Genomic DNA, 21,732 nt, shown 5'->3' with positions numbered 1-21,732 from the left:
GACCCCTGCGTGACCACCGAACCTGCACAGCCCCCCGTCGGTCCGGTCGCACCACCATCGCCAGCCACCGCCGCGCCCGCCGCCGAGTCGAGCGCTGTGGCGCGCCGTGCTGGACTGGTAGGTGTCGGGATCCTCCTCTCGCGGTTTCTGGGCGCCGTGCGCGACGTGGTCATCGCCGCCACCTTCGCGGTGGGGCTGACCGACGCCTTCTTCATGGCCTTCACCATCCCGAACGCGCTGCGCGTGCTTTTCGGGGAAGGCGCCGCGTCGGGCGCGTTCGTCCCGGTGCTCACCGAGGCCCGCGAGAAGGAGGGCACGGAGCGCGCGGCGACCGTGTTCGGCGGGCTCGTACGCGTGATGGTGCCCGTGCTCGGGGTCGTCACCGTGCTGGGCGTGCTGCTCGCTGGCCCGCTCGTCTATGCGTACGCATCGGGCTTCGACCCACAGCGCTTCGACCTGACCGTGCAGATGACGCGCTGGGTCTTCCCCTACATCTTCCTGATGGGCGTGGCCGCGCTGGTCACCGCGGCGCTGCACTCCCGCAAGTCGTTCACGGCCCCGGCCCTCTCGCCCGCGCTGCTCAACGTGGCCCTGGTGCTGGCCTGCCTGCTGATGGTCCCGCTGCTCGACAGCCTGGGCCTGCCCACGTGGTACGCGCTCGCCTCGGGTGTGCTCGTGGGAGGGGCCCTCCAGGTGCTCGCCCAGTGGCCGACGCTGCGTCGCCTCGGCTTCGGACTGACGGCAGCAGGCAGCCACCGCGACCCCTACGTCCGCAAGGCCATGCGGCTGCTCCTGCCGCTGCTCGCGTCCCTCGGCGTGTACCAGCTCAACGTCATCTTCGCGCGGCAGTTCGCCAGCCACCTCGGACGCGGCCCAGTGAGCTGGCTGTGGTACGCGCAGCGCCTGGTGGAGATCCCGCAGGGCATGTTCGCGCTCGCCATCGCGTCGGCTGCGCTGCCATCGTTGAGTGAGATCGTGTCACGCGGCGACCGCGAAGAGGCCCTCGCGCTGTTCCGAGCGACGCTGCGCATGACCCTCTTCGTGGCCATCCCGTCGACCGTGGCGCTCGGAGCGCTGGCCCTGCCCATCGTGGCGGTGCTCTTCGGGCGCGGTGAGTTCTCGCCGAGCGATGTGCAGGAGACCGCCTACGGCCTGGTGTTCCAGGCGGCAGGCATCTGGGCCGTGGCCTCGGTGCGCACCGTGGTGCCCATGTTCCACGCGCACAACGACACCAGCACCCAAGTGGCGGCCAGCGCGACGAACCTCGTCGTCTTCGCCGCGCTGAGCTGGCTGCTGATGGACAGCATGCGTCACGCCGGTCTGACGCTGGCCATCTCGCTCGCCGCGCTCGCTCAGCTGGGGGTGCTGCTGGCCCTCTTGCGCCGGCGCACGGGACGTCTGGGGCTGGGCCGCGTGGTGGGCGCGGCGGCACGCATGGGGGTGGCGTCCGCCGTCATGGGGGTCCTGCTGATCGCGCTCACCGCGTCGCGCCCATGGCTGAGCGACGCGCTCGCGCCCACGCAGCTGGGCCTGCTCGGGGCGGCGGTGGTGCTCGGCGGCTTGGTCTACCTCGGCGTGGCGCACGTGCTCGGGGTCGAGGAGGCCAGCACCTTCACGCACGGCGTCCTGCGCCGTGTGCGTCGCAGGCGCTGAGCCACGCTAAGGGGAGCAGCGCAGCTCGAGGCTCTGCAGCGCGCCGCCCCCAGAGGCTGCGTCCTCCGCAACCAGCAACCCGAACGCCGCGGCGTCCGGCAGCGGATACACGTAGTGCCCTACCCCCAGGGTCCCGGGGCTGCTGTAGGCCGTCTGCACCGCGCCGAGCGGCACCCCGGCGCCATCGAGCTGACGGGTCCGCAGCGTCGCGCCGACCTCCCACACCACGGTGGCGCCCACTGGCAGCTCCCGCACCGCCAGCTGGGGGCGGCGCTGTGCGCTGCTCCCCGTCTCCACGGACCGTGCCGTCCCGAGCGTTGCGGCCAGCTCCCCCGAGTTGGCGTCGCGCGACTGGACGGACGTGATGACGCGCGCCTGCGTGCCGCAGCCGACGCGGTACGCGAGGAGCAGCTGAGTGTCGCTCATCTTCACGAGCGCGACGTCACCCACGTCGAGACCGTCACCGACGTCGTGGCGCACCGCCTGAGCCAGCGTCGGGACTCCGCTCGCGTCCACGCTCACCCGCGAGAGCACCACGTCCGACCCATCCGCGTGCGCAACGACGAAGCCGTCGGCGCCGAGGGCGATCACCGCCGGACCGCTGGCGTCGTGGCTGCTCCCGAGTGAGAGCGCGGCGGCGCTGCCCGGCGTGAGCACGCGCGAGTTGGCGTTGAAGGTCGCGCCGTTCACGACGACGGGCGCCGCGCTCCCGGAGACGCCGCAGGTGTCCAGGAACGCCCCCGCCACCCACGCGGCGAGCACCCGCGACGTGCTCGCCGCCAGCGCGGGCGTGCGCGCGCGCTGGTCCGTCGGCATGCCAGCCGTGAGGCACGTCTCACCCGAGACGTCCGGCAAGCCTGCGTCGGCGTGTCCCGCGGGGAAGCTGAGGTCCGTACTGGCGCTGTCGCTTCCGAGCGTCGCGAGCGCCACCCGGCGGCAGCCCCCTGCAGGTACCAGCGCTGCCACGTAGCTCTGGCTGTCGAGGGCCGCGAGGGCCGAGGTGCCTCGTGTGGCCCCGTCGCGCGCAGGTGCGGTGACACTGCCCGCAGCGAACGCTACCGTGCCGCTCCCTGTCCCGCCGAAGCGTGCCGTGGTGACGACATGCTGCGGCGTTCCGTCCGGGCTGCTGAACAACGCCGCCACGCGCGCGCTGGCGGGAGGCGCAGCGAACGAGGCGTTCTCGATCCCCGTGGCGACCTGCGTCGCGGAGGGCGTCGTGGGGGTCAACACGTCCTCGTCCACGCGCTCGTCGCAGTCGTTGTCGACACCATCGCACAGCTCCGCGAGCTGCGGCGCGCGCGTCGGGTCCTCCTCGTCGCAATCCACGACCTCGTCGGCCGCGGCGCACTCGGCGTCCTTCGCGCCATCCCCATCGGTGTCCCGCGTCCCGATGCGGCAGAAGCCATCCACCAGCTGCCAGCGCAGGCAGGGGTCGCCGGTGGCGAGCGACGGTTCATCGTTGAGCGCCACACAGTCTGCCGGGTCGCTCGTCATGTCCGGGTCGATGTCCTCCACGGCAACGAAAGAACACCCGAGCACGGGCAGCCAGGCGAGCACCACGATGGACGAGAAGGTCGAGATGCGCCGCATCAGAAGCTCCCCTCGAGCGACAAGCCGCCGCCACCGAGACCCAGGCTCGGGCGCACGCGCAGGCGCGCCTGAGCCGACGCTTCGCGTGCTTCCTCGGACGAGAAGTCCGTCAGGAAGTACACCACCAAGGTGCCAACCGCGAAGACCCCGGCCGTCAGGAAGAACACGTCGGCGATGCGCGCCGTGCGCTTCACATCGTCGCGAATCCGCACCATCTCGTCGAAGGCCAGCGGGTCCACCGCGCGCTGGTCGCCGCGCAGGCGCAGCGCTCGGATGCCGAAGCCGACACCCACCAGCGCGCTCGCGGCCGTCACCCCGACCCCCGCGTAGAAGAGCGTCGGTGGGATGCCCCGGTCTTCGATGACCGTCTGCTCGATCGTCGTCTGCTCGATCGTCGTCTGCTGGGGCTGCTCGAGCGCGACGGTGAGCTCGACGCGCTGGCGCGCCGCCACCTCCACCTCACGCAGCACGGGGATGTAGCCGTCCGCGCGGATCTCGACGCGATGGCGCCCCCCTGGGATGGGCACTTCACCTGGCGCCATACCCACGACGCGACCGCCCACCCACACCTCGGCGGGGACGTTGCTGGACACCACGATGACGCCGAGCAGGTTGCGAAGCGCGCGCATGCTGGCCTCGACGGTCGGGCGGTCCTCGGCGTCTGCAGGGGCGCTGGCGAGGTACTCTTCGTAGAAGCGGATGGCCAGGTCGTAGCGGTTGAGCTGCTCCTGGCACTGCGCGATGTTGTAGAGCGTGTTGGGGCGTGGGACCAAGGCGTAGCTGGCCTGGAACTCGGAGATGGCCCCCTCGCAGTTCCCCGCGCGCGCCAGCGAGAGCCCCTGCGTGAAGCGCTCGCGGGCCTCGCTGCTCGGGTCCGGGGTGGGCGTCTCGTCGGGGACGGGCGCGCCGCCGTCGATCCCTGGCGTGGGTTCGCCGGTGTCCGGGAGGTTGTCCTGGGCCCGCCCCCAGACGGGAGCGCACGTCAGGACCAGCGTGAACACCACCAGCCCACGCCCAGCACCACGGACAGTGCGCGGGGCGCTCTTCGGGTTCTCAGTCGAAGCTCTCACGGAAGCCATCCATTCGGGTTGGGGTCGCAACGGTCATCGCGCCCTCGTTCGTGTCCGCGCTCATCGCGCTGCCCGTCCGACCTCCTGAGCCAGCGCGCGGCCGGGCGGTGGTGGGCTGCAGCGTGATCTCGATGCGCGCGTCCGAGTCGAACACGATCATGCGCTCCTGGGTCTCGTAGCCGTCGAGCTCCATGCGCACACGCACGGGCTCGAGGGAGCGCGGGCGGGGGCTGTCGAGGGGGTTGGGGAACTCACGGTCGTCCAGGAAGATCCTCGCCCCGGCCGGCAGGACAGTCACGCGCACGCGCACCTCGGCTGGGCTCTCGGCAGGCGGGGGGGTCGCCTCGGCGACGGGCGGTACGGGGTCAGCCTCCTCGCCCTCGCCGGGTGTTGGCGGCACCGTCACGGGGACCACGGCATCCGACGGCGCGTCCGTGTCCGGGTCGCCACCTCGCGTGAACGCGAACACCGCACCCCCGGCCACCAGGAGGGCCACCAACGCCATGACCGGCCGGCGCCACGCAGGTGCTGCCCCCCCAGGCGCCATGCCGGGCGTGTCGCTGTCGACCGCACCGGGTACCGCCGACCCAGACGGGGTCGACGACCGCGTGGGCGTCGCCGAGGGTACCTCGGCACGCCGCGACGCAGGCGTCGGCTTGCCTGCTTGTGTCGGAAGACTCGAAGGGCGAGGCTCGATCTGACCCAGCTTCGGCGTCCGCTTGCCGGGCAGAGTGCCATCGAGCGACAAGCGGGTCTTGGGCACGACGACCACTTTGCGCGGTGCGTCCTCGACGTCGCGAAAGGGCGCGAGCGCCCGCGCGAGCTCGCCCACCGACTGATAGCGCTCGCGCACGTCCCGGGCGAGCGCGCGCCGGATGATAGCGTCCACCTCGGTCGGCAGGTCTGGCCGCAGCACGAGCACGGAGGGCGCGTCGGTCGTCACGATCTGGACGATGAGCATGGGGAAGGTCTCGGCCGAGAACGGCACCTCGCCCGTCAGCATGCGATAGAGGATGACCCCGAGCGCGTAGACGTCCGTGCGGTGGTCGGTCGAGGTCATGCCCTGCGCCTGCTCGGGCGACATGTACTGGGGCGTACCCATCGCCATGCCTGTGCGCGTGAGGCTGGGGGACGTCTCCTCGGGCTCCTTCATCTTCGAGATGCCGAAGTCGAGCACCTTCACGAAGTCCTCGTTGCCAGACCGCTGCACCAGGAAGATGTTCTCCGGCTTGAGGTCGCGGTGGACGATGCCCTTGGGGTGGGCCGCTGCCAGCGCGTCGCAGACCTGCTCCATGATGCGCACGGCGCGCCCGAGGGTGAGCGGGCCCTCTTCGATGACGTCGGCCAGCTCACGCCCGCTCAGGTGCTCCATCACGATGAAGGGGGAGCCATCCGGCAGGTCACCGAGGTCCGTCACGTCCACGATGTGCTCGTTGCCGACGGCCGTGGCCGCCCGCGCTTCGCGCTTGAAACGCTCCACGACGATGGGATGCGTGGCGAATTCCGCGTTCAGGCACTTGAGCGCCACGCGCTTGCCGATCAACTCGTGCTGCGCCTCGTAGACGCGCCCCATGCCACCCTCGCCGAGCTTGCGGAGGATGCGGTAGCGCTCGCTGACGAGGGTGCCCACGAGCGGGTCTGGGATGTCCGGGGCCTGCTGTGCCATGTGTTGACAACGGAAGGATACCACCGGAATGTATCTCGAACGGGCCTGAATCGCCCGGAGAAAGGCCGAGTGTGGACGTGGACGTGTTGAAGCGGGCCGGCGGGCCCTCAGTGGCCTTCTTCCTTTCGCTGGTGTGGCTGGGATGCGGTGGCTCGAGCGACCCCGGAGGCATGGACCTGGGCTCGGACGCGAACGTCGCCCCGGACATGGCCACCGCATGTACCCAGTCGAGCGAGTGCGACGATGGGCTCTTCTGCAACGGCGCGGAGACCTGCGTCGACCAGCAATGCGTGGCGGGCACGCCCGTCGCGTGCGACGACGGCATCGCGTGCACCGTGGACCGCTGCTCCGAGGACGCGCGCGCCTGCCAGAGCGACGCACCCGACGTCGATGGGGACGGCCACCGCGACGCATCGTGTCTTGATGGCCAAGGCACCCCGCTCGGCGACGACTGCGACGACGACGACATCAACCGCTTCCCGTCGAACCTCGAGGTCTGCGATGAGGACCACCACGACGAGGACTGCGACGAGAGCACCTTCGGGCGCATCGATCGCGACAACGACACGTTCGCCGACGCGCGCTGCTGCAACCCCCTCGCGGCTGGCGGGATGAACTGCGGCACCGACTGCAACGACGTGCGCCCCGAGATCCGGCCGGGCTCCACGGAGGCCTGCGACCGGCTGGACAACGACTGCGACGGGATGGTCGACGAGACGGTCGCGCTGAGCGGCTTCGTCGACGCGGACTACGATGGCATCGGCGGGAGCATCCCGATGAACTCGTGTGGCGGCGTGGCGGGCTTCTCGACCCAGGGGGGCGACTGCGACGACGGCGATCCATCCATCTTCCCCGGGGCACCCGAGCTGTGCGATGGCGTGAACAACGACTGCGACCTCGGCATCGACGAGACGATGGATGCCGCCGACTGGTACCCCGATCTGGACGGTGACGGCTTCGGCGACCGCGACGCCACGCCCATCTCGTCGTGCTTCGTGCAGCCCGACGCGTCGCTCCGAGGCACGGACTGCAACGACGCGGCGCCAGCGATCAACCCCGCCGCCGCGGAGCTGTGCGACGGCATCGACAACGACTGCAACGGGCTCGCCGACTTCCAGATCGGCGTGAACGACTTCGAGGACGACGACGGGGACGGCGCGGTCGACATCGCCTGCCCGATCTTCGGCTCGGACTGCGACGACGAAGACCCCAGCACGGGGGGCGGCGCGCCCGAGTCATGCGACGGACGTGACAACGACTGCGACGACCGCGTGGACGAGGACGCGGACTCGCGGCAGTGGTTCCGCGACCTCGACGGGGACGGCTACGGCAGCATCGTGTCGGGTTCCATCCTGTCGTGTCGCCCGATGCCCGGCTTCATCGCGCAGGGCGGGGACTGCGACGATGGGCGGGCCGGGCGCTTCCCGAACGCCACCGAGCAGTGCAACAACCTGGACGAGGACTGCGACGGGACGGTGGACGAGGCGCCGGCGTCGAACATGTGCCCCGTCACCAACGCGGTGAGCCAACGCTGCTTCTTCGGCGAGTGCCGCGTCGAGCAGTGCCCGCCCGACCGCCTGGACTGCGACAACTCGGCGGGGAACGGCTGCGAGGTGGCGATGGACGCGTTCAACTGCGGTCAGTGCGGCCGCAACTGCATGGGCCCGAGCGTGCAGAACGCGACCTGCAACGCCGGAAACTGCCAGATCACGCAGTGTCAGCCAGGACGCGCGGACTGCGACGGCGACCCCGCGAACGGGTGCGAGACGAACACGAGCTCGTCGGACGAACACTGCGGCGGCTGCAACTTCATGGGCGGCCAGCTGTGCGGCTTCACGTCCAACGGGCAGACGCGCTGCATCGGCGGCACTTGCCAGGTGACCTTCTGCGCGGCCAACCACGCGGACTGCAACGGCATGCCGAACGACGGGTGCGAGGAAGACCTCAACGTGTCGCAGGACCACTGCGGTGGCTGCTTCCGCTCGTGTGGAGCGGACACCGGGCGGCACTACCTCGCAGGCTCGTGCTTCCAGGGCGTGTGCGAGCGGCCGTGTGAGATGGGCTGGGGCGACTGCAACAACAACCCGGTGGACGGCTGCGAACGACAGATCGATGGCTTCGACATGCAGCACTGTGGTGGGTGCAACCAGCCGTGCCTGGCGCGCCAGAACGCCCAGGGCGCGTTCTGCAGCGGCGGGGTCTGTCAGGACATGTGCCTGCCCGGCTTCCAGGACTGCAACATGAACCCCGGCGATGGCTGCGAGACCGACATCACGCGCGACCTGACGCACTGCGGTGGCTGCGCGGGCATGGGTGGCACCACGTGCGACTTCGGCGCGGGGGGCGAGCCCCCGGTGTGCGAGCTGGGGGTGTGCCGCCTGCTGTGCCCCGCAGGCAGCGGCAGCTGCGACGGCGACCCCATGACCGGTTGCGAGACCGACACGCGCAGCGACCGCGACCACTGTGGCGCGTGCGGCAACTTCTGTCCGGACGGCCCCAGCGGCTTCGGCGCGTGCGTGAACTCGGCGTGCACGTTGACGTGCAATCCGGGCACCGCAGACTGCGACGCGACGCCGGGGTGCGAGACGTTCACGGGCGCCGACATCGCAAACTGCGGCGGCTGCGGCGTGACCTGCGGCGCCGGCGGGAGCTGCGCCCTGGGCTTCTGCGACAGGGGGCTCGCGCTGTCGGTCTCGGGCGACTTCGCGTGCCTCCAGCGTGAGAACGGCGCCCTGGTGTGCTGGGGCAACAACGACAGCAACCGCCTCGGCTACCCGGGGCTGACGCCACCCGTGTCGCCCCCGGCGGCGCCCCCGATAGGCTTCGACGCGCTGGGCTTTCACACCATCGCGGTGGGGGACACCCACAGCTGCGGCCTCGACCTGAACGGGACGCCCTCGTGCTGGGGAAGGAACACGGACTCGCAGCTCGGCTACGTCGGGCCGGACTCGGCGTTCCCGTCGCCCGTGGGCGTCATCTCGCCCGCCGTCGCCATCTCGGCGGGCGCCACCCACACCTGCACGCTCGGCACGGACGCGCGGGTGTACTGTTGGGGCAGTGACATGGTGGGGCAGCTCGGCAGCACTGCCGTGACGGGTGGTTCGGACGTGCCGGTGGAGGTCGAGACCGCGCCGATGACGCCCCTCACGAACGTCGTCGCCGTCGCGACCTCCGCCTTCGCGTCTTGCGCAGTCACGGAGAGCGCGGGCGTGTACTGCTGGGGCAGCATGCCCATGCTCTCGAGCGTCGTCGCCACCCCCGTGACGGGGACCTCCGGATGGACGGACGTCGCAGAGCTGGTGATGGGGTCGAGCTTCGCGTGCGTGCGGCGCTCGTCGTTCGGTGGCTCCATCTACTGCTGGGGCGGCAACAGCCAGGGGGAGATCGCGTCGCCCGTGAGCACCGGCTTCAGCACCCCCGTGCGTGTGCTGGGCGTGAGCAACCCGCTCGAGCTCTACGCGGGCTTCGAGCTGCTGTGCGCCCGCAACGCGGCGAGCGTCCAGTGCCGCGGCAGCAACACGTTGAACCGCCTGGGCACGAACGACGGCGCGAACCCGCTGGCGCGCTTCGCGCCGGTCGTCGGGAGCAGCGCCATCGTCGAGTTGGCGGAGACCAGCGGGAGCTCGGGGACCATCTGCGGCTTCGACGCGCTGCGGGACGTGTACTGCTGGGGCGACAACCCCGTCGGCCTGATCGATCCCACGGGCCCGGCCGCGATCACCACGCCGACGCGCATCCGGGATCTCACCCGCTCGGTGCCCTGACGCCGCAGGGCCCCGCGTGGCGCGCGAGGCCCGATGTCGCTACAACGTCGGGGTGCAGATCCTCGACGCTCGATTCGTAGCAGGCGCCACGAGCTACGCGCAGCTCCCTGCCCCCGCGTTCGCCGAGATCGCGTTCGCAGGGCGCTCGAACGTGGGCAAGTCGAGCCTGATCAACAGCCTGGTCGAGCGGAAGAAGCTCGTGCGCACCAGCGGCACCCCGGGCTGCACGCGCGCCATCAACATCTTTCGGCTGTCCCTCGGTGGCGGAGCCGAATTCGATCTGGTGGACCTCCCCGGCTACGGCTTCGCCAAACGGAGCAAGGGCGAGAAGCGCAGCTGGGGCGTGCTCATCGAGGACTTCCTCAGTCAGCGGCCCGGGCTGCGCGCCGTGGTGATCATCGTGGACGTGCGCCGCGGTGTCGAAGAGGAGGACGCGCAGCTGCTCGAATTCCTGGACCACGTCGGTGTGCGGGCCGTGCTGGTGGCCACCAAGCTCGACAAGCTCCCCGCCAGCCAACGCAAGCTGGCGCTCAAGGCCGTGCAGAGCGCCGCGCCCGCGCGCGTGTTCGGGTATAGCTCGGAGACGGGCGAGGGCCGCGAGCGGCTGTGGAGCGCGCTCCTGCGCGAGGCAGCCATCGCGCTTCCAGAACAGGCGCAACCGGCGTGAGGCCAGTGGAGACGCGCTCTTCCTACGGAGCAGGTGCATCTCGCGGCGGCCCATCCGAGACGCTGCGCCCGCGGTTGGCGCTCTGCTGTGCGGCGCTGCTGGCGACAGGCTGTGCCGGCGGTGGGTCTCCGCCCGAGACGACGCCCCGAGAGACCACGGCGGACCGCGCCGAGCGCCCGCGCACCGACGACCATGACGCGCCCACCGAGACGCCCGAGCCCAGCCCACGCCAGTTGAGCGCGGCCGCCACCTTCGCAGACCTCGTCGCCGCCGTGCGCGCCCTGGACGGGCTGGCCCAGAGCGAGAGCGCGGCCGGCTGCCTGTTGCGCGGCGGGGAGCTCGCGCCGTTCGTCTTGGAGGCGGACTTGGCGAGCGCGGTACACCCCATCCCAGATGCGCCCGCCGAGCTCGGGAGCCGGCTGGACGATCCACGGGAGACTGCGGTCGTCCTGACGCGCTGGGCACAACACGGCGCGAGCAGCGGCCTGGCCCTGGTGGGACTCAACACCACACCGCCACCCGCTGCGGGTCACTTGGCGGTGGTGGTGCTCGCGCGGGAGGGGGCCCACCTGCGCCGCACCGACACGGGCGTCGCCCCTCGACACGCGGGACCCTTCCCCGTCGACCGGCTGCATGAGCATCTTCCCGTCGTGGCCGAAGGGGCGGCGGCGGTGGTGGTCACGGCCGAGGGGCGCGTGCCCCTCAGCACGCTGCGCCTGGCGCTCGGCCAGGTCCCCGGGAGCGCGACCGTGGTGCTGGCCGTCGCGCTCGAGGCGGGGGTGCGGCTGCCCTCGCCTCCGGCCGCGGACCCGAGCACACACGGTCTCTGTGCTGCGGGTGCGCTCCCGCCTCCACCGGCCGACCAGCGCCTCGGCACCCTCGGCGCAGACGCCATCCGCGCACGCCTGGACAGCATGAGCGAGGGAGCCATGCGCTGCTTCGAGTTCGCGCGTGGCGACGCCGCTCGCGGGGGACGCATCCGAGTGCTCACGCGCATCGGCCCACAGGGTCGTGTCACGGAGGCGTGCGCTGCGACCGACGAGCTGGGTGACCCCACCCTCCGCACGTGTGTCCTGAGCGTGGTCCGCGGGGTGGTGTTCCCGGCCCCCACCGAGGGCGATTTCGTCGACGTGGCCCTCCCCATCCGCCTCCGACCGGACACGAGCACGCTGCAGCGACCCTTGTGCGATGGGTGAGGGCACCGCGCGGGGAAGCTTTTTGTGGTAATCCGGTGGAAACACGGTGTAAAACGATAGGATATGTCCACTCCGGCGGAGACCCCCAGTTCCGACCTGGGGACGCACGTGACCGCCCCTGACGGGGTGGACGAGGCGTACGTCGAGCTGTTGAAGCACGCGGGCTTGGTTCACGAGCTGACGGCTCCCCTGATGATGGTGCTGGCCGAGGTGCTCAAGCAGGGGCCGCAAGACCTCGAGACGAGCCGCATCGATCTGCTCGTGCGCTATTACGAAGCCGCTGGCGATGACGACGCTGCCGCGCGGCGCGTACGCGCCGACCGCTTCCTCCTGCACAAGAACGACGACCTGGTGGACGCCCACGGCGTCGTCGAGCGACTGAACCAGCTGGTGCCGGAGGTGGACACCATCCACCTAGAGCGCATCGGCGGCGGTGAGGAGGGCCCGCTCGTGCTGCGCTGTGGAGAGCACCTGAGCGCCGTCACCGACGACTACGACGAAGAGCTGGGCGAGAACGACATCGACCTGCGCTCGTTCGAGCTGGTGGAGACCGTCAGCGTGCGCGGCCTGGTGGGCGCCGTGAACGGCCTGCTCGCCCGCTCGGACTTCGACCGCCGCTTCGTGATGCTGGTCGCCGATGGGCAGCGCGAGGTGTACGTGGCCGTACCGTCAGCCGGCGCGCTGAGCCTCCTGCACGAGCGCGTGCTCGACCACGACTCCGAAGAGTGGCTCATCGACTACTGCGCGTTTTGACGCCGCCCCTGTCATCGCGCTCGTGGTCGTCACCAAACGCTCGCGTGGGTGCTCCACGGGCAGCATCTGAAACGGAAGAGGCACTGCGCCGACTGCGCTGACCATGTCCATGTACGACTTCGATCTCTACGTCATCGGTGCAGGCTCGGGCGGGGTGCGCGCCGCGCGCTTGTCGGCGGCGATGGGCGCCCGCGTCGGCGTATGCGAGGAGCAGTACATGGGCGGGACGTGTGTCAACGTGGGCTGCGTCCCGAAAAAGCTCTTCGTCTACGCCAGCGAGTTCGGCGCCGCGTTTCGCGACGCCTCGGGCTTCGGCTACACCGTGCCCACGCTGTCGTTCGACTGGCCGACGCTGGTACGCAACAAGGACGCCGAGATCGCGCGGCTCAACGGCATCTACGAGTCGCTGCTGACAGGGCCGGGCGCGACCATCCACCGCGGCCGCGGGCGCATCGTCGACGCACACACGGTGGAGGTCGGGGGCGAGCGCTACACCGCCGAGACCATCCTGATTGCGACTGGGGGACGGCCGACCAGGCCGAACATCCCGGGCGCTGAGCTGGGCCTCACCTCCGAGGAGGTGTTCACGATGCCGACGCTTCCGGGGCGCGCCCTGGTGGTGGGCGGGGGCTACATCGGCCTCGAGTTCGCGTCCATCTTCCGCGGGCTGGGTGTGGACGTGACGCTCGTGCACCGCGGCCCGCACGTGCTCACCCCCTTCGACGACGACGTCCGCGCGCACGTCGAGGCGCAGCTGCGCGCCCGCGGCATCGACGTTCGCCTGGGCGTTCAGGTGGAGTGCGTGGAGCGCGCGTCGGATGGGCTCCGCGTTTCGCTGGGCGACGGTTCGCAGCTCTCGGTGGACCTCGTGCTGTTCGCGACCGGACGCACCCCCAACACGCACGACCTCGGCCTCGAGAACGTCGGCGTCGTGGTGGGGGAGCGGGGCGAGATCGTCGTGGACGAGGACCTCCGCACCCACGTGCCCTCCATCCTCGCCGTGGGCGACGTCATCGACCGGCACCAGCTCACGCCCGTCGCGCTGGCCGAGGGCACCGCCATCGCCAAGTCGTTGTTCGGAGGGCAGCAAGTCCGCCCCGACTACCACCTGGTTCCCACCGCAGTGTTCACGCAGCCGCCCGTCGCGGCGGTAGGGCTGACCGAGACCCAGGCCCGCGCCGAACACGGCGACGACGTGCTCGTGTTCCGCTCCAGTTTCCGCCCGATGAAGGCCATCCTCGCAGGCAGCTCCGACCGCGCGCTCATGAAGCTCGTCGTCCAGCGCTCGACGGACCGCGTGCTCGGGTGCCACGTCGTCGCTCCGGACGCAGGCGAGATCGTCCAAGGCTTCGCCGTCGCGCTGCGCTGCGGCGCGACCAAGGCCCAGCTGGACGCGACCATTGGCATCCACCCGACCGCCGCGGAGGAGCTCGTCACGATGCGCACGCCGGTCGGCTGACGGCCTTCATGGTCGTGCGGCGTGGAGGTCTCGACGCACGCGCCGGCGCCCGAACCTGAGCCGGGGGGCCTCCCTTCGCCGCACATGGTGACCATCACCAGGACGGACGAGTCCGACGTGCCGGGGGAGTATCACGTGACGACGAGCGACGACCGCGTGTCGGTCGCGGTTCGGTTGTCGGCTCTCGTGTGCGTTGAAGAGGACCCTGGACGGCCTCCCGATCGACGTTGGGGACGACGATGGTGTCGTGGTCGACGTCGTCGAGGTCTCGCTATCACCCGACCGAGTCCGAGTCGCAGAACGCGCGCCGCGAAGCTGACAAGGAATCCGAGTTCTGCTTCCATGGAGGCATGTCCCTCCGCGTGCTCGCGACAGGCGCCCTCGCGCTCGTCGTCGCTGGTCTCGGCTTCACCACTGGAGCGCCAGTGCGTGGGGACGCGCCCGTGGTGTCGGTCAGAGACGTCGGGGAAACACGAACCGTGACGCGACCGACGGTTCCTTCAGGCTCGCCAAGTGGCCAAGACGCTGTGAGCTCATCGCGTCTTGTCCCGCCTCCCCAGGAAAGGGCCCCCTCCGACGGGGTCGTCCACCCCGACCGGCCGTGCCCGCGCTGCGGCGACACGCCCGACCTCACTCAGAGCGCGAGCGCGTTCGGCTTGCCGCACGGAGGCAGCTCGTACTGCGGTCCCGTGGCCACGACCAACGCGCTGGTGTGGCTCTCCGCGCGTGGCTTCCCAGCGCTGATCTCCGATCGTGGCCTCGAGCAGATGCCGCGGCACCTCGCGTTCAAGCGCTTCCTGAAGACCCACCCGCGCCGTGGCACGCTGCCGTTCGACCTGGTGCGCGGGCTGGAGCGTTGGGTGCACGCGGCGGGCTACGAAGTGGAGACGCTGGCCTATGCGGGCGTGCGCGACCACCCCACGCGGCTGTCGTTCGGTGTGCTGCGTCCTGGGCTCCCGCTGCTGGCCGAGGGGCTCACGCGCGATGGCGTGGTGCTGCTGCACGTAGGCTGGTACGAGGAGGCGCGCGCTGGTCGCTACAGCCGCGTGGGCGGACACTGGCTGACGCTGCTGGACGTGGACGTGCAGACGGGTGTCTTGCGCGCGAGCGACCCCGCGCCCTACGCGAGCGAAGGCCGGCCGGAGCGCATCGTCGCGCGCCCCATGACCGATGGGCACCTGCTGCGGCCTGCGGGGCTGGGGGAGCTGGCGGCGCGTGGCTTCCTCGAGCTGGGCGAGGGCATGGCGCTGCGTGACCCGCGCGAGCGAGCCATCTTGGACGGAGCCGTCGTCCTGCGCCTGCATCCGCCCTCCGCAGCGGCGACCGACACGGAGTCACTGAACGCCGAAGCGGCCTCCTCGCCCGCTACCGAAGCGCGGTGAACACGAGCGCTGCCACGCCGAGCAACGCGAGCGTGATGCCCACCCCCAGCACCACCCACGGCACGTGGTTGGCGGGCGGCTGCGGCACCTCCCCAGCGTGCGGCATGATGCCCGCCCCCGACGACCAGGCCTCGCCGTGCGGCACGACGTCCGGGTTGGAGGACTGCGGGTTGGCCACGCGGTCGAGCGCGTCGGCGAACTCCTGGGCCGTGCTGTAGCGGTCCTCGGGGCGCTTCTCCATGGTCTTCATGACCACCGCCTCGAGCCCCGGCGGGAAGGTCATGCCGGGCACGCGCTCGGTGAGCGGGATGGGGCGCGCGTTCACGTGCAGCTGGATGAACTCGAGGGGCTGCTTCGCGTCGAACGGCAGCTTCCCGGTGAGCAGCTCGTACAGGATGATGCCGAGCGAGTAGACGTCGGAGTTGGGCTCGAGGGTCTTCCCCTGCGCCTGCTCGGGGCTCATGAACTCGGGCGTGCCGAAGACCATGCCCTCGCGCGTGAGGATCATCGAGCCCGGTCGCATCTGCTTCTCGGTCACCTTCGCCAAGCCGAAGTCCAGCACCTTGGGGAAGTCCGGGATGCCACCCTGCGTGGTGAGGAAGATGTTCTCGGGCTTGAGGTCGCGGTGGATGATGCCCGCGCGGTGCGCCTCGTCCAGCGCCGCGCACACCTGGCGCATGATGTGGATGGCGCGCATGGGCTCCATCGGACCCTCGGCGCGCACCGTCTGTGCCAGGTTGCGCCCCTCGAGGTACTCCATGACGAAGTAGCACGCGCCGTCGTCGAGCTGCCCGTACAGGAACACACGCGCCGTGTTGGGGTGCGAGAGGTGGCTCATCGCGCGCGCCTCGCGGCGAAAGCGCGACACGAGGTCTGGCCGGGAAAGATACCGCGGGTGGAGGATCTTCACCGCCACATGACGGTTCATGTCCGGCTGCTCGGCCTTGTACACCGAGCCCATGCCGCCCGCGCCGATGCGCTGGCGGATGTGGAACTGACCCGCGATCTGCTCACCGATGTACTTGTCCGAGCTCACGGGGCGACCATACCAGACTCCCCCCGAGGCGGGAGCGGTGTCATGCGTGAGCGTGCAATTATCGCCGAATGGGTCGATGGGACATTTCTCCGACCGCGCGCGTCTTGCAGCAACTGCGGCGGGCCCGCGCCGACAACGCGACCGTGACCTCACCACCCGCTCCGCCCCGCGCCGCCGCGCTCCCTGACCGCCCCGCGCAAGCGCACGCCCCCCGCGCGCCTACGCCACGCGCTGGGACGTTCGCCAGCCGCCTTCTTTCGCAGCGACCGGCCACACGCGCAGGCGCGTCCCGTAGCCCGCTGCCCGAGAGCGACAGCCCCCTGTTCGCGGCCCTCCTGACCCAGCCGCGGCACGCGCGCGTGGCCCAACACGCGTCGTCCTCAGCGCACGACGACTCGCCGCCATTGCCCGCGGCCCGAGCGGCCGAGCACGCCGACCGTGAGGCCGCTGGCAGCGCAACGCAGGGGGCGTCCGAGGGCGTGCCCTTCCGGCCACTACCGAGCTGCGTCTTCGCGCCGCTGAGCCAAGCCCGCGCGATGTCACCCGCACCCGCACCGGACGATCTCTCGCGCTTGGCGGCGGAGCTGCTGCGCAGCATGCACGTGGGCGGGACGCGGACACGCGGGCAGGTGCGTCTGGTGCTGGACACCGCCGAGGGCGAGCCGCTCGAGGTGACGCTCGACGAGTGTCCGGAGGGCGTGGTCGCCACCCTGCATGGAGAGCAAGGCGCGGGCAGCGCGCGGCTGGTGCGCGCCATCGAGCGCGAGCTGGCTCGCCGGGAGGTCGCGGTCGAGCGTGCCCCGTGAGCGCGTCCCACCGGATCACCCTCGCTCCCTCGTGCACGAAGGACTTCTTCGGCTCGCCGAAGCACTCGGGGCGGACGCCGACATGCGGTCATGCGCAGCCGGGCCGCGTTCAGCTTGCTCCCCGCGCGGCGAGGGCCAGCCACACGAAGGCCATGAAGAGCGCGTCCGCCACCGCCAGGTGCACGAGCTGCATCCACACGGGAGCCAGCAGCAGCATGTTCACGAAGCCGAGCCCGACTTGCAGCAAGGCCAGAGCGAGCACCGTGCGAGCCGCGCCGCGCTGCCCCAGGTCCTCCAGCCGCGTGCCGGCCACGTACGCGAGCCAACCCGCGGTGAGCAGCGCAGCGATGGGGTGGAACACGCGCAGACGCAGGAAGGGGTGCGCGCCGGGCTGGAACTCCTGTGCGAACGACGCCTGGAAGCTCTCGGCCGGAAACAGTGTGTCGCCGAGGGCGGTCACGGCGCCGGTGGTGCCCGTGAGCAGCATCAACAGCAGCCCCAGGGCGAACGGCCAGCGCGACGCGACCCGCCCCTCTGTGCGCGGGACGGCGCGCTCGGGGCGCGCGAAGTACACCGACGCCACCAGCGCGGCGAGCAGCAGGAAGGTGTTCACCAGGTGCGCCGCCATCCAGTACCCGCGCGCGACGCTCAGGTCGTTGGCCACCTTGCGCAGCAGGACGATGGCGCCACCTACCAGGGCCTCGGTGACCATGAACAAGAGCACCAACCGCGTCGCCCGCTGCACAGGCGTCCCGGGCGGGGCGTGGCGCTTGGCCAGCCACGGGAGCAGCATCGCCCCCACCAGCGCGAGCCCCGACGTCACGCGGTGGGTCAGCTCGATCAGCGTCTTGGTGCTGGGTTCGTTCGGCAGCACCACGCCGTGGCACAGCGGCCAGTGATCACCGCAGCCGTCCCCGCTGAAGCTCGCGCGCACGTAGGCACCCCAGAGCACGACGAACAGGCTGTAGGCCAGCAAGCCCTGGGCCCAGCGCTCGAGGCGCGTCGCGGTGACATCGCTCATGGGGACGACCGTGGAGCAGCGCGAAGGGCGGTGCAAATCGGCGGGACCGCACGCTCCCCGCGTGTCATACGAGACCCGTGACATCCGACACGAGCACACATGTCGGTTCGGGAGGAGCGCTGCTGGCGCAGGCCTGGGCGCCAACCTGGTCGGGCGCGGCGCGCGTGCGCCTGGGCGCGTGCCTGCCGGGCTGGGACGTCGGCGCTGTCCCCGCAGTGGCCCAGCGCCTGAGCGCGCTGTGCGCGGCGCGCACCGAGGTGCAGCTGCGGGGCGCCACGCCCCTCGACGCCGGGACCTCGCACGCCCACGGCTACGTGGTGACGTTGGTCGCCCGCGACAAGCAGACCCCGTGCGCCTGGCTCGAGCTGGAGGGTCCCCTGTCGCGAGCGCTGGTGGACCTCGCTCTCGGGGGCACTGCAGACGCCAGCGAGCTGGCGCTGGTGCAGCCTCTGGATCGAACGCGCGAGGGTGTGCTGCTGTACCTCGCTGCCAGCGTCCTCGCCGTGGTCCCCCAGGACGCCCTCGCCATCGCAAACATCACTCGCGCCGAAGACATGGCTCTGCCGACTCGCGTGGCCTGCGCCGTGCGCGTCCAGCTGCACGGTCGGGCGCATGGGGCGCACGTGAGCGTGGCCCTCGACGCACTGCCCCTCCCCACCGAGGCACTCGCTGCCGCGCTGACCCGAGGTGCGCTCCCCAGCTGGGCACGCGACGAACCCTGCGAGCTGTCCATCACCATCGCGGGCGGCGCGCTGCCTGGCGAGGCGCTGCACGCGCTTCAACCGGGCGATCTCCTCATCCCGGCGGAGCTGTGGGCCGACAGCGGCGCATGGCGTACCGCCGCGCTGTGCTGCGACGCATTGGGGGGTCCCATCGCGCGCGTGGTGTGGGACGCGGACGACGCCCTGCTGCGCATCGACACGAGCGCGCGTGTCGCCGACCAGTGCATCCTGCGCGCCGAGCACTTCGATGCCGAGCCGCAGGCGCCAGGTGATCTGGCCGCGGAGGTGCCGTTCCGGATCGACGCGGCGCGCGTCACCATGCCCCTGCACGAGCTGGCGCGCTGGCTGCGTGACGAGCGCGTCCCGCTGACGGTAGACCCCGACGCGCCCCTGACGCTGTACGCCGCCGGTCGCCCCGTCGCGCGCGGGCGGCTGGTGCGCGACGGGGCGAACGTCGGGCTCTGTGTGGAGCGCGTGGCGGCCACCTACTCGAGCGCGGGGTCGCCGAACACCGACGCGTACTCCCGGTGAACGTCCAGCTTGCCCTCCGGGTCCGCCAGCGCCCGCTGCGCGGGTGGGTAACCCGAGCACAGGCGGCACACGCGCACGACCCGTCCGTCGAGCTCGAAGCGCAGCCGCCACGTCTTGAACGCCAACACGAAGGCCGTGTCGCTGCCCGCGATGGCGCGGATGCGGCGGTAGGCGTGCGGCTGCGGCCCGATGGAGAGGCGGTCCACGATCGGCACGCGGATCATCACCCCGCGAGCCTCGAGGAAGCTCAGCTGCGCTTCGGCCTCCTCGCTGAAGGTGACCTCCCACGCTGGCCCCGGGTCCACCGGGCGTCCGTCCGAGCCCAGGGGCTCGAGCCAGCCGCTGCCCGCGTCGGGGATGGCGTCGGCCCATGGCACGTAGGGCTTGATGTCGAGCACCGGCGTCTCGTCCAGTAGGTCGATGTCGCGGACGAACACCGTGAGCCCCTCCACGCGCTCGAGCCGCACCACGCTCAGGCCCAGGGGGTTCGGTCGATGCGGGGCGCGCGTCGACAACACGCCGCGCTTGGTGGGGCTGCGCGGCGGGGTGACCTTGGGGCGCCAAGACGCGTTGCGGTGAAACCAGAACAGCACCCAGATGTGCGTCCACTCCTCGAGATCGCTCACCGCGTCCTCGAGGTTGCGCCCGGAGTACAGCTCGATGCGCCCCTCGAAGCCCAGCGCGGCGCGGGGCTGCCGCGGCGCGTCGAAGCGCTCTCCGAAGGGGGTGCGGGCGACGCCGATGGGGGTGAGGGTGAGCGACGGAGGCGCGCTCATCGACGGAAGGCCCAGCCCAGCGTCCCCGCGTGCACGCGCATGCCCGTGCTGCGCCCGTAGACGAGGTAGCCCAGCTCGAGCTCGAAGTGTCCTTGGCGCACGTCACGACGCGACGGCCACAAGAACACCGCGCCGAGGCCCCCTTCGTGCGCGACGAAGCGCGCCAAGTCGGAGTCGGCGGTGCGTGGCTGGAACGCGTCCACGGCAGCAGGCGAGACCGCCGTCGTCCAGAAGCTCACGGCGCTCTGGGAGTGCGCGCGATAGTGCGCGCGGAGACGCAGGTGCTGACCCGCGTCTTGAAAGACCTCGAAGCGCCCTGTGTGCGCGTCGAGCCCGAAGTCGTCACGGTAGTAGCGGTAGTGCCCGCGCAACGTGGTGCCCGTGGCGGGGATGCGCTGCGCGAGCCACACGCTCAGCGCGTGCCGCAGCCGGGAATCGGGGAAGAGCTCGGCAGCGCGCGGAGGACAGAGTGACGGGTCCGCGCAGGCGACGGGCACGACGTTCCAGGTCTGCGCCAGCGTACCTGTCTGATACGTGAGCCCGTAGCTCACGCCGCCCAGCGTGGTGGGCGACAGCACCTGCGTGCCGCTCACGTTCGTGGTGATGGTCTGGCGGGTGGTGCTGCCCAGGTCCCACCCTTGCGGCGTGATCGGGTCGAACCAGTCGAAGATCGCCTGGACGTTCACCGAGATGGTGGCGTTGCGCTGCGCCAGCCAGCGCGTGTAGCCCGCGCCGAGAAAACCCGAGCGGAACGGCTCCTCGATGTGCAGGCCGTAACGGAAGCTCAGTCCGTCGTCCTCGGTCGCCGCCCAGTCCGTCGTGACGTCCAGCGTGACCGCCTCGTTGACCAGCGACGCACGGGAGATGACGTCCAGCGCGTCGGCCGAGGCGCTGGTGACGATGTCGACGGGGAGCACGACCGTATGGTGGACATCGTCGCCCTGGTCGATACCGAAAGAGAACACGGGCTGGTAGACGTCGAGGCGCTCGCGCCCAGGCACCCCCGGGGCGGCGTCTGCCTGCGACTGAAAGCCGCGCCCCTGCTGGTTGAAGTACGTCATGCGCAGGCGCGCCTCGGTGAGCACGAAGCGCGGCGGGTCGACGAGCGCGGCCAGCGCCACCGCCTCGGCCTCCGTCGCTCCGGCATCGGTCAGGTCACGGGGCTGATCGTCCGCGCTCGCTCCCGAGGCGAGCGCGGCGAGGAGACCGAGGAGCACGAGGGGCGCGTAAGCGGCGCGGGGGTCAGTTCGAGCAGCCACACCCGCCCCCTGCGGCCTCGGCGTCACCCCCGCTCGCGCCCTCACGCGACTGGTGCAGCTTGCGCTCGGAGCGCGCCTGGAGCGCGTCCGCAGTCGGCTGCATCGTGGGGTGGCTGAGGTGCTCACGCTCGTAGGCCGGAACCACGACACAGCCGTTCGACCAGACCACCAGGCCAAGCAGGGACGCCGCTGTCACCACACGCATGGGAAGCCTCATAGCAGTCTCGCGAAGCCATGGCACTCCCCTATGCTCTCATCAGGGTCCGCTGAGCCGGACGCGCTGCGCGCGGCGGGTCGATCTCCGGGCCGCTGTTCCATGGCTCGAGGTCGGGGCGGTCGCCGCCGGTTCTGTCGAGCTGCCCGTTTTCGCTCCCTTCCTAG

Annotated in this window: 17 protein-coding genes; 9 read left to right on the top strand and 8 right to left on the bottom strand. The window is 71.1% G+C overall.

Annotated elements, in window-relative coordinates; translation table 11 throughout:
* Positions 1 to 9: 9 nt before the first annotated feature.
* Positions 10 to 1,653, top strand: coding sequence for a murein biosynthesis integral membrane protein MurJ (gene murJ, locus H6726_10040; GenBank protein ID MCB9657976.1), 1,644 nt, complete (start codon positions 10 to 12; stop codon positions 1,651 to 1,653).
* A 6-nt stretch (positions 1,654 to 1,659) separates the two neighbouring features.
* On the opposite strand, the gene H6726_10035 is transcribed toward murJ, so the two are convergent.
* The 3 genes from H6726_10035 to H6726_10025 are packed head-to-tail and all read right to left on the bottom strand — an operon-like array spanning position 1,660 to position 5,979.
* Positions 1,660 to 3,243 (bottom strand): putative metal-binding motif-containing protein, encoded by a 1,584-nt coding sequence (locus tag H6726_10035; GenBank protein ID MCB9657975.1) that lies wholly within the window; start codon positions 3,241 to 3,243, stop codon positions 1,660 to 1,662.
* On the bottom strand, positions 3,243 to 4,313 hold the full coding sequence (locus H6726_10030; protein MCB9657974.1) for a PEGA domain-containing protein: 1,071 nt from the start codon (positions 4,311 to 4,313) through the stop codon (positions 3,243 to 3,245). Before H6726_10030 ends, H6726_10035 begins: the two co-directional genes overlap by 1 nt.
* The gene (locus tag H6726_10025; GenBank protein MCB9657973.1) at positions 4,297 to 5,979 is read right to left on the bottom strand and encodes a protein kinase; all 1,683 of its coding nucleotides are present in this window, start codon (positions 5,977 to 5,979) and stop codon (positions 4,297 to 4,299) included. The genes H6726_10030 and H6726_10025 overlap by 17 nt, the downstream gene beginning before the upstream one ends.
* Before the next feature lie 83 nt (positions 5,980 to 6,062).
* Here H6726_10025 and H6726_10020 point away from each other — a divergent pair, with 83 nt between their 5' ends.
* The 6 genes from H6726_10020 (at position 6,063) to H6726_09995 (ending at position 15,200) form a co-directional block, all read left to right on the top strand.
* The gene (locus H6726_10020) at positions 6,063 to 9,743 is read left to right on the top strand and encodes a hypothetical protein (protein MCB9657972.1); all 3,681 of its coding nucleotides are present in this window, start codon (positions 6,063 to 6,065) and stop codon (positions 9,741 to 9,743) included.
* Between the two features lie 52 nt (positions 9,744 to 9,795).
* Positions 9,796 to 10,410: a YihA family ribosome biogenesis GTP-binding protein gene (locus H6726_10015; protein ID MCB9657971.1), complete on the top strand. Its 615-nt coding sequence runs from the start codon at positions 9,796 to 9,798 to the stop codon at positions 10,408 to 10,410.
* 74 nt (positions 10,411 to 10,484) lie between these two features.
* Complete coding sequence (locus H6726_10010; protein ID MCB9657970.1) at positions 10,485 to 11,606, top strand: AgmX/PglI C-terminal domain-containing protein; 1,122 nt, start codon at positions 10,485 to 10,487, stop codon at positions 11,604 to 11,606.
* A gap of 63 nt (positions 11,607 to 11,669) precedes the next feature.
* Complete coding sequence (locus H6726_10005) at positions 11,670 to 12,359, top strand: hypothetical protein (protein ID MCB9657969.1); 690 nt, start codon at positions 11,670 to 11,672, stop codon at positions 12,357 to 12,359.
* A 103-nt stretch (positions 12,360 to 12,462) separates the two neighbouring features.
* Complete coding sequence (gor, locus tag H6726_10000) at positions 12,463 to 13,818, top strand: glutathione-disulfide reductase (GenBank protein ID MCB9657968.1); 1,356 nt, start codon at positions 12,463 to 12,465, stop codon at positions 13,816 to 13,818.
* 689 nt (positions 13,819 to 14,507) lie between these two features.
* Complete coding sequence (locus H6726_09995) at positions 14,508 to 15,200, top strand: hypothetical protein (GenBank protein ID MCB9657967.1); 693 nt, start codon at positions 14,508 to 14,510, stop codon at positions 15,198 to 15,200.
* On the opposite strand, the gene H6726_09990 is transcribed toward H6726_09995, so the two are convergent.
* Positions 15,184 to 16,161: a serine/threonine protein kinase gene (locus tag H6726_09990; GenBank protein MCB9657966.1), complete on the bottom strand. Its 978-nt coding sequence runs from the start codon at positions 16,159 to 16,161 to the stop codon at positions 15,184 to 15,186. The genes H6726_09995 and H6726_09990 overlap by 17 nt on opposite strands.
* Before the next feature lie 218 nt (positions 16,162 to 16,379).
* Between H6726_09990 and H6726_09985 the strand changes: the two genes are divergently transcribed.
* On the top strand, positions 16,380 to 17,042 hold the full coding sequence (locus H6726_09985; protein MCB9657965.1) for a hypothetical protein: 663 nt from the start codon (positions 16,380 to 16,382) through the stop codon (positions 17,040 to 17,042).
* Positions 17,043 to 17,151: 109 nt separating this feature from the next.
* Here H6726_09985 and H6726_09980 read toward each other — a convergent pair whose 3' ends face one another.
* The gene (locus H6726_09980; GenBank protein MCB9657964.1) at positions 17,152 to 18,063 is read right to left on the bottom strand and encodes a COX15/CtaA family protein; all 912 of its coding nucleotides are present in this window, start codon (positions 18,061 to 18,063) and stop codon (positions 17,152 to 17,154) included.
* 77 nt (positions 18,064 to 18,140) lie between these two features.
* On the opposite strand from H6726_09980, the gene H6726_09975 reads away from it, so the two are divergent.
* Positions 18,141 to 19,316 carry a FliM/FliN family flagellar motor switch protein gene (locus tag H6726_09975; GenBank protein MCB9657963.1) on the top strand — a complete coding sequence of 392 codons (1,176 nt, stop codon included), beginning with the start codon at positions 18,141 to 18,143 and terminating at the stop codon, positions 19,314 to 19,316.
* On the opposite strand, the gene tsaA is transcribed toward H6726_09975, so the two are convergent.
* Genes tsaA through H6726_09960 form a run of 3 tightly spaced genes read right to left on the bottom strand, consistent with a single transcriptional unit; the run spans position 19,271 to position 21,556 of the window.
* A complete protein-coding gene (gene tsaA, locus H6726_09970; protein ID MCB9657962.1) occupies positions 19,271 to 20,092 on the bottom strand; it encodes a tRNA (N6-threonylcarbamoyladenosine(37)-N6)-methyltransferase TrmO in 822 nt (273 codons plus the stop codon). The genes H6726_09975 and tsaA overlap by 46 nt on opposite strands.
* Positions 20,089 to 21,309 carry a DUF3570 domain-containing protein gene (locus H6726_09965; GenBank protein MCB9657961.1) on the bottom strand — a complete coding sequence of 407 codons (1,221 nt, stop codon included), beginning with the start codon at positions 21,307 to 21,309 and terminating at the stop codon, positions 20,089 to 20,091. The genes tsaA and H6726_09965 overlap by 4 nt, the downstream gene beginning before the upstream one ends.
* Positions 21,310 to 21,334: 25 nt before the next feature.
* Positions 21,335 to 21,556: a DUF4266 domain-containing protein gene (locus tag H6726_09960; protein MCB9657960.1), complete on the bottom strand. Its 222-nt coding sequence runs from the start codon at positions 21,554 to 21,556 to the stop codon at positions 21,335 to 21,337.
* Between the last annotated feature and the right edge of the window lie 176 nt (positions 21,557 to 21,732).

Source organism: Sandaracinaceae bacterium, assembly GCA_020633055.1.
In the GTDB taxonomy this organism is placed as follows: domain Bacteria; phylum Myxococcota_A; class Polyangia; order Polyangiales; family Houyiibacteriaceae; genus JADJJE01.
This window is presented reverse-complemented; position numbering and strand designations above follow the sequence as displayed.

Excerpts from the sequence above, each read along its gene's own strand:
- H6726_10035 (MCB9657975.1), bottom strand. The coding sequence starts at position 3,243 with ATGCGGCGCATCTCGACCTTCTCGTCCATCGTGGTGCTCGCCTGGCTG.
- H6726_10025 (MCB9657973.1), bottom strand. The coding sequence starts at position 5,979 with ATGGCACAGCAGGCCCCGGACATCCCAGACCCGCTCGTGGGCACCCTC.
- H6726_10005 (MCB9657969.1), top strand. The coding sequence starts at position 11,670 with ATGTCCACTCCGGCGGAGACCCCCAGTTCCGACCTGGGGACGCACGTG.
- gor (MCB9657968.1), top strand. The coding sequence starts at position 12,463 with ATGTCCATGTACGACTTCGATCTCTACGTCATCGGTGCAGGCTCGGGC.
- H6726_09990 (MCB9657966.1), bottom strand. The coding sequence starts at position 16,161 with ATGGGCTCGGTGTACAAGGCCGAGCAGCCGGACATGAACCGTCATGTG.
- H6726_09980 (MCB9657964.1), bottom strand. The coding sequence starts at position 18,063 with ATGAGCGATGTCACCGCGACGCGCCTCGAGCGCTGGGCCCAGGGCTTG.
- tsaA (MCB9657962.1), bottom strand. The coding sequence starts at position 20,092 with ATGAGCGCGCCTCCGTCGCTCACCCTCACCCCCATCGGCGTCGCCCGC.
- H6726_09960 (MCB9657960.1), bottom strand. The coding sequence starts at position 21,556 with ATGCGTGTGGTGACAGCGGCGTCCCTGCTTGGCCTGGTGGTCTGGTCG.